Genomic DNA, 11,592 nt, shown 5'->3' on the forward strand with positions numbered 1-11,592 from the left:
TGGGGTCGTGGCGCCGGGGCGCGGTCAGTGGGCGACGCCGGCGGCGCCGTGCTCGTCGATGAGGTGGCCCGTCTCGAAGCGGTCGAGGGTGAAGGGCGTATTGATCTCGTGCGGCTCGTCGTTGGCGATCGTGTGCGCGAGGGCGAAGCCGGCGCCGGGGGTGGCCTTGAAGCCGCCGGTGCCCCAGCCGCAGTTGACGTACAGCTGGTCCACCTCGGTCTTCGAGATGATCGGCGAGGCGTCGGCGGTGACGTCGACGATCCCGCCCCAGGTGCGCAGCACGCGGGCCCGGGAGAAGATCGGGAACAGCTCCACGGCGGCGGCGAGCTGGTCCTCGACGACGTGGAAGGCGCCGCGCTGGCCGTAGCCGTTGTACTGGTCCACGCCCGCGCCCATCACGAGCTCCCCCTTGTGGGCCTGGGAGACGTAGACGTGCACGTGGTTGCTCATCACGACGGCGGGATGGACGGGCTCGAACAGCTCGCTGACCAGGGCCTGGAGGGGGCGGGACTGGACGGGGAGGCGCACGCCGGCGGTCTCGGAGACCTCGGTGGAGTGCCCGGCCGCGGCGAGCGCGACCTTCCCGGCGTTGATCCGGCCGCGGGTCGTCTCGACGCCGACGGCGCGGCCGTTCTCGACGATCACGCCTGTGACCTCGCAGTTCTGGATGATGTGCACGCCCATCTCGTCGGCCTTGCGGGCGAGCGCCCAGGCGACGTGGTCGTGCTTGGCGATGCCGGCGCGGGGCTGGTAGGTGCCGCCGAGGACGGGGTAGCGGATGCCCTCGGAGATGTTGAGGATCGGCACGACCTCCTTGACCTGCTTCGGGTCGAGCCACTCGGCGTCCACGCCGTTGAGCTTGTTGGCGTTGACGCGGCGCACGGAGCCGCGCACGTCGCCGAGGGTGTGGTCGAGGTTGAGCACGCCGCGCTGGCTGAACAGGAAGTCGTACTCGAGCTCCTCGGGCAGCTGCTCCCACAGCTTCAGCGAGGCCTCGTAGATCATCGCCGACTCGTCCCACAGGTAGTTCGAGCGGATGATCGTGGTGTTGCGGGCCATGTTCCCGCCGGCCAGCCAGCCGCGCTCGAGCACGGCAACGTTCGTGATGCCGTGGCGGGAGGCCAGGTAGTAGGCGGCCGCGAGACCGTGGCCGCCGCCGCCGACGATCACGACGTCGTAACCGGACCTCGGCTCGGGCGAGTGCCACAGGAAATCGGGATGCTCGGGAAGAAGGTCGGCCATGGAGGGTTCCTTCGCAGAGGGGGACGGGGCGCGCCGTCGCCGGCGGTGAGCCGGACGGAGCGTGTGTCGACCAGTCGACTGTGACTGATATATCACTGGTCGCTCACTGTAGGGTGGGACACATCCGGTGTCAATCCCGGCCCCGGGCCCCGACGCCCCACCGCCTCCGACTGCCCAGGAGCAGAGATGACCACGCCCCTCGGCACCTCCCCCGCCTCGCTCGCCGAGCAGGCGTACCTGGCCCTGCGCGACCGGCTGATCATGCTCGAGATCGCCCCGGGCGAGCCGCTCCAGGAGGGACGGATCGCCGAGGAGCTCGGCGTGGGCCGCACCCCGGTGCGCGAGGCGATCAAGCACCTCGAGCTCGACCATCTCGTGGTCACCTATCCGCGCCGCGGCACCTTCGCCACCACGGTCGACATCACGGCGCTGGCCGCGATCACCCAGGTGCGCGCGGCGCTCGAGCCGGTCGCGGTCCGCGCCGCGGCCGCGAACCAGGACCCGTCAGCCCGCGCCGCCCTCACCGAGGCGCTGCGCTCCCTCGACGCGCTCGAGGCCGGTCCCGAGGCCGCGGACCCGCGCCATGCCCTGCAGGTCGACGTCGGCGTGCACCGCGCGATCTACCGCGCCTGCGGGAACGTCTACCTCGCCGAGACGCTGCTGCGCCTGGACAACCTCTCCACCCGCATCTGGTGCGTGGCGATGCACCGCCTGCCGGGCCTGACCTCGCACGTCACCGAGCTGCGGGAGATGCTCGACGCGATGCTCGCGGGGGACGACGACCGCGCCGCCGAGCTCGTCGCGCAGCACGTCGCGGAGTTCGAGTCCTCCATCCGCATGGTGCTCTGAAGCCAGCATCCGGCCGGGCGTGCAACGAGACGGTCACGGGCCACCGATCTCCTTGACGTGACCCAGCCCACAGGACATCCTGGCAACTCAGTTGTACTGAACGCAACGCACGAGTTCGCCGGCGCGCACCTCCTCCCGCGTCGCCCCGAGCGAGCCGACGGCCCCTCCCGACGGCGGGCGGCAGACAGGAGCCCCGATGTCCAGCACCCCCTCCCATGCGACCGCGGCCGCGGCCACACGGCTCGAGCGCGGCCAGGTCAGGCTGACGCTCAGCACCGTCGGCCTGGGCACCTTCATCGAGTGGTTCGAGTACGCGAGCTACGCCTATCTCGCCACCACCATCGCCCAGGTGTTCTTCCCGAGCACCGACCCGGGCATCGCGCTGATGCAGACCTTCGGCGTCTTCGCGCTCTCGTTCCTGGTCCGACCGATCGGTGGGCTGTTCTGGGGCCACTTCGGCGACAGGATCGGCCCGAAGCGCACGCTCACCCTCACGATCGTGGGCATGGGGCTGGCGACCTTCACCATCGGCGTCCTGCCCGGCTACGCCACGATCGGGCTCGCCGCCCCGATCCTGCTGCTCGCGGCCCGGATGCTGCAGAGCTTCTGCGCCGCGGGCGAGTACTCGGGCGCAGCGGTGCTGCTGGCCGAGCACGCCCCGGCGCACAAGCGCGCCCGCTGGGTCTCGACCGTGCCGATCGCCACGTCGGCCGGCTTCCTCGGCGCCTCGGTGATGGCCTCGCTGCTGAACGGCCTGCTGCCCGAGGAGGCCGTGCAGGAGTGGGGCTGGAGGATCCCGTTCCTGGCCGCGGCGGTGCTCACGATCGTGGTGCGCTGGATCCGCCGCAGGGTCTCCGACTCGCCCGTGCGCGAGCAGATGGAGAAGGAGGAGGCGGTCGCGACCGCGCCGCTGCTCGAGCTGATCAAGGGCCACTGGCCCTCGATGCTGCGGATGCTCTTCATCATGGCCGTGAACGCGAGCGGCTACTACCTGGTGCTCACCTACATGGCCACCTACATCGAGGTCGAGCTGGGGCTGACGGCGTTCCAGTCCAGCCTGATCCTCTCGCTCGCGCTGGTGCTCTACCTGCCGCTGATCTTCGTGGGCTCCTGGCTCTCGGACACCTTCGGCAGGCGTCGACTGCTGCTGATCAATGCGATCGGGTTCATCCTGCTGAGCTACCCGGCCTTCGTGCTGCTGGGGCAGTCCGGCTTCCTCGGCGTGCTGCTGATCCAGATCTCGCTGGTGGCGCTGTTCAGCCTCAACGACTCGACCTTCGCCGTCTACTTCGTCGAGGCAGTTCCGCCGCAGGTGCGCCTCTCCGGCTTCGCGATCCCCTTCAACTTCGGCAACGCGATCTTCGGCGGCACCGCGCCGTTCATCGCGACCTGGCTGATCTCGGTCACGGACAACTCGTACTCGCCGGCCTTCCTGATCATGGGGCTCTCGCTGCTCGGGCTGGTCGCGCTGATCCTCCAGGGCGACTCGTACGATCCGAAGGCCGCCCGGGAACAGGCCGCCCGCGAGGAGCAGGAGCAGCTCGCCACCCCCTGAGCGCCCGATGCGCCGCGCGGGCGCCTCCCGGGCGCCGCGCGGCGCGGCGCGCCGCGCCCCAGAACCCCCTTGACTGTGACCGCCGCCACGTGAATGATTGGGCAACCGCGTTGCCCCCAACGCAACAGTGCAGGGAAGCCAGTTCCGCGGACCGTCGAGCGATCGAGGACGATCGCCGTCGGCCCGGCCGCACCGACCATCCCGAGGGGTGTCCCATGACGACCACAGAGACGAACCATCCCGGCGCCGAGGACCCGTCCTCGCCCCCTGAGCCCGAGAACCGCGACGGTGCGGCGGAGACGCCCGAGGGCGCCTCCCGCGCCGATGAGCGCACGGTCGACCTCCCCCGCTTCCGCGGATTCCAGATCCCGGCGCTGGATCGCACGATCATCATGGTGCTGCCGCCGCTGCTGATCGTCGGCGTCGTCATCGCGGTGATCCTCGCACCCGACGCCTCCGCGAACCTCATCTCGAACCTGCGCTCCTTCGTCACCGGCGGATTCACCTGGTGGTTCGTGCTCTACTCGCTGATCGCCGTGGCGGTCTGCGTGTGGCTGTGCATCAGCCCGCTGGGCCGCATCCGCCTGGGCGGCCCGAAGGCCCGGCCGGCCCACGGCAACTTCGCCTGGTACTCGATGCTCTTCGCCTGCGGGCAGGGCGTGGGCCTGATCTTCTGGTCCCTCGCCGAGCCGATGATGCTGCGCGACGGCGCCCCGGTGGCCTCGGACATGGGCAACGCCGGCCAGTCCGGCATCATCTGGACCTACTTCCACTGGGGTCCCACCGCCTGGGCGATGTACTGCGTGGTCGCGATCTGCCTGGCCTACTCGCACCACAACCTCGGCAAGACCCTCACCTTCCGCGAGGCGACCGTCGACATCCTCCCCTCGGCCGTGCGCCGCCCCGCCGGCGTGGTCATCGAGCTGCTCGCGATCATCGCGACCGTGCTGGGACTGGCGACCTCCTTCGGCTTCGCGGCGATGCAGTTCTCCTCGGGCCTGAACGCCTTCACCGGGGTCGCCTCCGGCCCCCTGGTCTGGATGATCGTGATCGTCGTGCTCGGCACGCTCACCGCCATCTCCGCCTTCATGGGCGTGAACAAAGGCATGAAGCGGATCAGCGAGCTGAACTCCGTACTCAGCATCGTGCTGGTGGTCGGCGTGTTCGTCTTCGGGCCGACGATCTTCATCCTCTCGAACATGTTCCAGACCTTCGGCGGCTTCATCGCCTCCTTCCCGGCCATGAGCTTCTGGACCGAGGCCGAGACCGCCGGCAGCGGAGCCCCCTGGGACGAGCTCTGGAACGGCCCGTGGACCGTGTTCATCTGGTGCTGGGTGATCGCATTCTCACCCTTCGTCGCAGGCTTCATCGCCCGGATCTCCCGCGGCCGCACGATCCGCGAGTTCGTGCTCGGCGTGACCATCGTGCCCTCGCTGATCGTGATGGTGTGGACCGCGGTCATCGCCTCGGCCGGCATCCGCTACGACGACCAGAACGGCCTGGTGATCTCCGAGGCAGTGAACGAGGACCTCTCGGTGGCGCTGTTCCGGATGCTGGAGATGGTGCCGGGCATCGGCATCCTCCTCATCATCATGGCGACCGTGCTGGTCGCGACCTACTACGTGACCAGCCTCGACTCCGGCACCTACGCGCTGGCGGAGTTCGTCTCGGCCCCCAAGAAGTCCGGCCCTGCCTTCCGCGTGGTGCTCGTGATCTCGATCGCGACCGTCGCGGCGGTGCTGCTGTCCCTCGGCGGCGCGGCCGTGGTGGACACCGTCCAGACCGGCACGATCATCGGCGCCTTCCCCTTCTCCTTCGTGATCATCCTGATGATCGTGAACCTGATCCGGCGCCTACGCAGCCGCAACGCCGCGGTGGTGCGGACCGAGCGCGAGATCAACGACCCCGAGCCCCGCCCCGAGGACGAGTTCGTCGACGAGGACGGGATCCCCGACCCCAAGCGCGGCGTCGGCGAGGGCACCTTCGTGCCCCCGCAGACGATCCGCCGGCACGACGACCGAAGGGATGACTACCGATGACAGAGCCCACCACGCCCGACCTCCCGTCGGCCGACGGGCCCGCCCGCACCGTGCGCCTGGCGACGATGACCGCCCGGGAGTACGAGGAATGGGTGGGCGGCGGGAGCGCCGTCGCGATCCTGCCCACCGGAGCGTTCGAGCAGCACGGCCCGCACCTGCCGCTGGGGACCGACGCGATCCTCTCCACGGCGGTCGCGACCGCCGTCGCCGAGCAGACCGGGGCGAAGGTGCTCGAGCCGTTCACGCTCGGGTACAAGTCCCAGCAGCGCTCGGGCGGCGGGAACCACCTGCCCGGCACGCTCAGCCTCGACGCCGATGCGCTCATCGCCCAGGCGCGCCAGCTGATCCGGGGCCTGCTCGCCCAGGGCGTGCGGCACGTGGTGGTGCTCAACGGCCACTACGAGAACACGCAGTTCCTCTACGAGGGCGCGGACCTGGCGCTGCGCGACCTGGGCCTGGCCCCGGGCGCGGAGCAGTCGGTGCTGCTGCTGTCCTACTGGGACTACGTCTCCGCGCCGACGCTCGAGGTGGTCTACCCGGGCGGGTTCCCCGGCTGGGACGTGGAGCACGGCGGGGTGCTGGAGACCGCGCTGCTGCTGCACCTGCGCCCGGAGCTGGTGCACATGGACCGCGCGGTGAGCCACCCGCCGGCCGCGCCGTACCGCTTCGACCGCCTGCCGGTCGTGCCCGGACGGACGCCGGAGACCGGCTGCCTCTCGGCGCCCGACGGCGCGAGCGCCGAGAAGGGCGAGCTGCTGTTCACGCAGACCGTTGCGGACCTCGCCGCGGAGCTGCGCACCGAGCTCGGGCTCTGACCTCGACGAGCCTCGCTCCGCGTCCGCCTCGGGCGAGGGGCGGGGCTCGTCGTCCTCCGGGTCGCCGGGCGGCCCCGTCGGCCATCCCGTCGGCCCCGGCGGGGTCGGCCATCCCGTCGGCCCCGGCGGCATCGCCGATCCCGCCACCGCCCGCCCCACCACCACGGGGCAGCAACTTCCTGCCCGAACCGCTTGACGTGACGCCCCTCACGCGCAACACTGGCGCAACAGGGTTGCACTCAAGGCAACCACCAAGGCCGAGTATCGTGCCGTGCCCCGTCGAAGGAGACGATCATGACCGCGACCACCGCAACCTCCGTCAACGACCTCGAGCGCCTCAAGGTCCTCCACATCGGCGAGAAGCAGCAGCTGACCTTCTCCGACGCCGAGTTCGAGCGCCGCCTCAGCGGCCTGCGCAGGATCATGGCCGAGAAGAACCTCGACGCCGTGATCCTCACCAGCTACCAGGGCATCAAGTACTACTCGGACTTCCTGTTCACGTACTTCGGCCGCTCCTACGGCATGGTCGTCACCGCCGACGACACCTGCACCATCACCGCGAACATCGACGCGGGCATGCCCTGGCGCACCAGCTACGGCGAGAACATCGTCTACACCGACTGGAACCGCGACAACTTCTACTACGCGCTCCAGCAGGCCCTGGCCCAGCGCGGGATCACCGACCCGGGGCGCCTGGGCATCGAGGACGACACCGTCTCGCTGCAGATCCTGCGCCGCCTCCAGGACGCCTTCCCCGGCGCCGAGCTGGTCGACGTCTCCCAGGACGCGATGCGCCAGCGGATGATCAAGTCCGCCGAGGAGATCGCGGTGATCAAGGAGAGCGCACGGATCGGCGACATCGGCGGCGAGGCGATCAAGAACGCCGTCCACGCCGGTGTGCAGGAGTTCGAGGTGGCGCTGGCCGGCACCGAGGCCATGACCCGCGAGATCGCGAAGACCTTCCCCCACCGCGAGGTGCGCGACACCTGGGTGTGGTTCCAGTCCGGCATCAACACCGACGGCGCCCACAACTGGGCCACCACGCGGAAGGTGCAGGAGCACGACATCCTGTCGCTGAACGCCTTCCCGATGCCCACCGGCTACTACACGGCCCTCGAGCGCACGCTGTTCTTCGGCGAGCCCGACGAGGAGTCGCTGCGCCTGTGGAACATCAACGTCGAGGTGCACCGCGCCGGCATCGAGCTGATCAAGCCCGGCGCCGTGTGCAAGGACATCGCCCACGAGCTGAACAAGATCTACATCGGCCACGGCCTGCTGCCGAACCGCACCTTCGGCTACGGCCACTCCTTCGGCGTCCTCTCGCACTACTACGGCCGCGAGGCCGGCCTCGAGCTGCGCGAGGACATCGACACCGTGCTCGAGCCGGGCATGGTCGTCTCGATGGAGCCGATGATCACCGTGCCCGAGGGCCAGCCCGGCGCGGGCGGCTACCGCGAGCACGACATCCTCGTGGTCGGCGAGGACGGCGCCGAGAACATCACGAAGTTCCCCTTCGGCCCGGAGCACAACATCATCCCTGCCTGATCAGGCACAGGGGACGCCGGCCGGCATCACCGCACCCGCGGACGGTGCCGGCCGGCGTCCTCGTCCCCGCCGCACGCGCCCGACCCGGCCCGTGCGGCGCCGCCTCGACCCGACCCCAGGAGCCCCGACCCGACCCGACCCGAGCGGCATGGTCGGTGATGGTCGATCACGGGCGCTGGGCGTGCCACTACGCCTATATAGGCGTACTGGTACGCCCTGAGCCGCCTCACGACCATCTTCACCGCCTGCCGGCCTGATCCCCGACCCCAGGAGCCCCGCATGAGCAGCCCGGAGACACCGCAGCACCGGCCCGCGGCCCCCGATCAGTCGGACGGCCCCGTCGAGCGGGCCGGCGAGCACGAGTTCGCGCAAACACTCCACGAGGGCGCCGGTGACCTTCGCATTCGCCATCACTTCGCCGGCAGCTCGCAGCTTCCCGTCGCGCTGCAGACCTGGACCCTCGCCCCGGGCGCCTACGAGGGCATGCACGCCCATGACGAGCCGTCGCTCGAGGAGATCTACCTGGTCCTCTCCGGCCGGGCCCGCATCCGCCAGGAGGGCGAGACGCATCTGCTGGGTCCCGGGGATGCGCTGCGCGCCCCGGCCGGCATCGAGCACAACCTGGCCTGCGAGGGCGACGAGCCGCTGCAGGTGCTCGTGGCATGGGGGCCGACGGGGCACTTCGACATGAGCGGCTTCGGCTCGTACCGCAAGGCGATCGCCGCCCGCGACGCCGTCTCGGCCGCCCGTGGCGAGAACTCCGGCGAGGCGGTCTCCCGCGGCGAGGCCCCGGAGGACGACGGCGCCGCTAGGATCCGAGGATGACCAGCACCAACGAGCAGGAGCGCTCCGAGAGCGGCCGCGGCGCCTCCGTCATCGTCAACGTCCTGCGGATCATCCGCTGCTTCACCGTGGAGCATCCGCAGCAGGGCGTCACCGAGATCGCGGAGCAGGTCGGCCTGCACAAGTCGAGCGTCTCGCGGATCCTGGCGACCCTCGAGCAGGAGCGGGTGGTCGAGCGCGACGAGGCCTCCCGCCGCTACCGGCTGGGCCTGGGCCTGATCGCGGTCGCCGGGCCGCTGCTGGCGGAGCTCGACGTGCGCCGGGTCGCGCTCGAGGACCTGCAGGACCTCGCCGAGCGCACCGGGGAGACCTCCGCGCTCGCGGTCTGGAACGGCGCGGCGTCGGTGACGGTGGAGCAGGTCCCGAGCCGCCACCAGATCAAGCACACCTCGGTGCTCGGAAGCCACTACCGCACGGCGCTGAGCTCGACCGTGCAGGTGCTCCTCGCAGCCCTCGAGCCCGCCGAGGCGGAGGCCCTGGTCGTTGCCGGCACGATCCGGCTCGAGGAGGGCTGGGAGACCGGCGACTACATGGAGCGGCTCGCCCGGGTGCGGGAGCAGGGGTACGCGCTCAACGACCGCGAGACCTCCGAGGACGAGGTCTCCCTCTCCGCGCCGGTGCGCGACCACCGCGGGGAGGTCGCCGGCGCCGTGCTGCTCGCGGCGCCCTTCTACCGCGCCGGGGCCGAGCAGCTCCCCGAGCTCGCCGCCCGGACCCGTGCCGCGGCCGATGCGATCTCGCGCCGGCTCGGCGCGGTGAGCTGAGCCCGGGCTGAGGAGCCCCTCCCCCGCTCACAGCGGGTCGACGACCGCCTCCTCGAGGCCGAGCGGCGCCCGCCCCAGGACCTCCTGGACGTGCCCGGAGACGAGCTCGAGCTCGCCGTCGCGGATCGCGGTGTAGGTGCTGATCCACGCCTCGACCTGCCAATCCGCTGCGCCGTAGGGGGCACGGGAGGCGCGGGCCTCGGCCATCGTCTCGTCGACGTACTCGTACTCCTCGCCCGTCGCGCGCGTCATCAGCAGCGCCGCCTCGGCGAGGCTGACCGCGACCGGGCCGGTCAGGTCCAGCGCCCGCCCGGCGCAGGGGGCGGGGTCGCGCAGGATCCGGGCGGCGACCTCGGCCACGTCGCGGCGGGCGACGAAGGCGCAGCGGCCCGTGCCGCCCGGGCCGCGGATCACCCGGTCGTCGGCGGCGAAGTCGAGCAGCACGTCGGCGTAGAAGCTGTCGCGCAGGAACGTCCAGGCCATCCCCGAGTCGCGCAGCATCTCCTCGGTCGCGCCGTGGTCGCGGGCGAGGGTGAAGCCGGCGTCGTCGGACGCACCGAGGAAGGACGTGTAGACCACGTGTCCCACTCCGGCGCGGGCCGCGGCATCGATCGCGGTGCGGTGCTGGTCGAGCCGGTCCTCGGCCTCGCCGGCGGAGACCAGCAGCAGCACGTCGGCCCCGTCGAAGGCGGCGGCGCAGGCGTCCGCGTCGCCGAACCCGGCCTGTGCCTGCTCGACGCCCTCGAGCGCGGGGAGGCGCTAGAGGCTCCGGCCGACCAGGCGCAGCGTGATCCCGGGCGCCCCGTGGAGCAGGCGGGTGACCTCGCCGCCCACCTTGCCGCTCGCCCCGGTGACCACGATGCGCATCAGAGCAGGCCCTTCTCCGTCAGCCAGCCGGTGGCGATGTCGGCGCTGGAGGCCTGGTCCACGACGCTCTGCCGGTTCAGCTCGACGAGGTCGTCGGCGCTGAGCTCGGCGATCACGCCCTCGATCGCCTCGGCCGCCTGCTCGTCGATCTTCTCGGAGACGACGGGGACCACGTTCTGCGGCAGGATCATCGACTCCGGGTCCTCGAGCACCACCAGGTCGTTCTCGGCGATGGAGGGATCGGCGCTGTAGATGTCGGCGAGCTGGACGTCCCCGTCCAGGAGGGCCTGGACGGTCAGCGGGCCGCCGGAGTCCTCCACGGGCACCACGGCGATGTCCACGTCGTACACCGCCTTCGCGCCCTCGGGGCCGTAGGGCCGCGTCTCGAACTCGCTGTTCGCGGCGATCTTCAGGTCCTCCTCGACGCCTGCGAGGTCGCCGATCGTGCTGAGGGAGTGCGTGGAGGCGAAGTCGGAGGTGGTGGTGTAGGAGTCCTGGTCGGAGGCCTCGGCGAAGGACAGCACGCGCAGTCCCTCCGGCAGGGCCTCCTCGAGGGAGGAGCTGATCTCCTCGGGGCTCGCCGAGCCTGCGTCTGGCTGGTAGTGCTGCAGGAGGTTCCCGAGGTACTCGGGCAGCAGGTCCAGCGACCCGGCCTCGAGCTCGGGCATGTACACCTCGCGCTGACCGATCTGGTACTGGCGGTCGACGGTGAAGCCCGCCTTCTCGAGCACCTGCGCGAACAGCTCGGCGATGATCTCGTTGGAGTAGTAGGCCTGGGAGCCGATGGCGAGCGCGCCCGCGGGAGCCTCGCCGCCGCCGTCGGAGCCGGCGGCGCCGGAGCCGCCGTCCTCCTCGAAGGGGTCGGAGCTGCCGCAGGCCGCGGCGCCGAGGGCGAGCCCGCCCGCGCCGAGGGCGCCCAGCAGGTGACGACGGGTGTTGTGGATGCTCATGAGGGTTCTCCTGGGGTGGGGCGGACGGCGGGAGCCGGCGATGCGGCGAGGGATGGTCGACTACGGTCGTGTGGCGTTCCTCTATGCCTATATAGGCATAGAGGTACGCCACACGCCGGCACC

9 protein-coding genes and 1 pseudogene are annotated in these 11,592 nt (G+C 71.0%); 7 read left to right on the forward strand and 3 right to left on the reverse strand.

Annotation, left to right across the window (positions count from 1 at the left end; all coding sequences use genetic code 11):
• Positions 1-24: 24 nt before the first annotated feature.
• Positions 25-1,242 (reverse strand): sarcosine oxidase subunit beta family protein, encoded by a 1,218-nt coding sequence (locus Y09_RS01495; RefSeq protein WP_053915903.1) that lies wholly within the window; start codon positions 1,240-1,242, stop codon positions 25-27.
• A 186-nt stretch (positions 1,243-1,428) separates the two neighbouring features.
• Here Y09_RS01495 and Y09_RS01500 point away from each other — a divergent pair, with 186 nt between their 5' ends.
• From Y09_RS01500 to Y09_RS01530, 7 genes are all read left to right on the forward strand, one after another.
• A complete protein-coding gene (locus Y09_RS01500; protein ID WP_053915904.1) occupies positions 1,429-2,091 on the forward strand; it encodes a GntR family transcriptional regulator in 663 nt (220 codons plus the stop codon).
• A gap of 196 nt (positions 2,092-2,287) precedes the next feature.
• Positions 2,288-3,646, forward strand: a complete 1,359-nt coding sequence (locus Y09_RS01505) for an MFS transporter (protein WP_053915905.1) — start codon at positions 2,288-2,290, stop codon at positions 3,644-3,646.
• A 215-nt stretch (positions 3,647-3,861) separates the two neighbouring features.
• Positions 3,862-5,685, forward strand: coding sequence for a BCCT family transporter (locus tag Y09_RS01510; protein ID WP_053915906.1), 1,824 nt, complete (start codon positions 3,862-3,864; stop codon positions 5,683-5,685).
• Entirely contained in the window at positions 5,682-6,500 is an 819-nt protein-coding gene (locus tag Y09_RS01515) for a creatininase (protein ID WP_053915907.1), read from the forward strand. The genes Y09_RS01510 and Y09_RS01515 overlap by 4 nt, the downstream gene beginning before the upstream one ends.
• A gap of 294 nt (positions 6,501-6,794) precedes the next feature.
• Positions 6,795-8,045, forward strand: a complete 1,251-nt coding sequence (locus tag Y09_RS01520) for an aminopeptidase P family protein (RefSeq protein WP_053915908.1) — start codon at positions 6,795-6,797, stop codon at positions 8,043-8,045.
• 279 nt (positions 8,046-8,324) lie between these two features.
• On the forward strand, positions 8,325-8,870 hold the full coding sequence (locus tag Y09_RS16710) for a cupin domain-containing protein (RefSeq protein ID WP_082358575.1): 546 nt from the start codon (positions 8,325-8,327) through the stop codon (positions 8,868-8,870).
• Positions 8,867-9,652, forward strand: coding sequence for an IclR family transcriptional regulator (locus Y09_RS01530; RefSeq protein ID WP_053915909.1), 786 nt, complete (start codon positions 8,867-8,869; stop codon positions 9,650-9,652). The genes Y09_RS16710 and Y09_RS01530 overlap by 4 nt, the downstream gene beginning before the upstream one ends.
• A 27-nt stretch (positions 9,653-9,679) precedes the next feature.
• Here the strand turns inward: Y09_RS01530 and Y09_RS01535 are convergent.
• Positions 9,680-10,384, reverse strand: a pseudogene (locus Y09_RS01535) (NAD(P)H-binding protein); the annotation flags it as partial.
• A 134-nt stretch (positions 10,385-10,518) separates the two neighbouring features.
• Positions 10,519-11,469, reverse strand: a complete 951-nt coding sequence (locus tag Y09_RS01540) for an ABC transporter substrate-binding protein (RefSeq protein ID WP_053915910.1) — start codon at positions 11,467-11,469, stop codon at positions 10,519-10,521.
• Positions 11,470-11,592 lie beyond the last annotated feature (123 nt).

This window comes from Brachybacterium sp. SW0106-09, from assembly GCF_001293905.1.
Classification (GTDB): Bacteria; Actinomycetota; Actinomycetes; order Actinomycetales; family Dermabacteraceae; genus Brachybacterium; species Brachybacterium conglomeratum.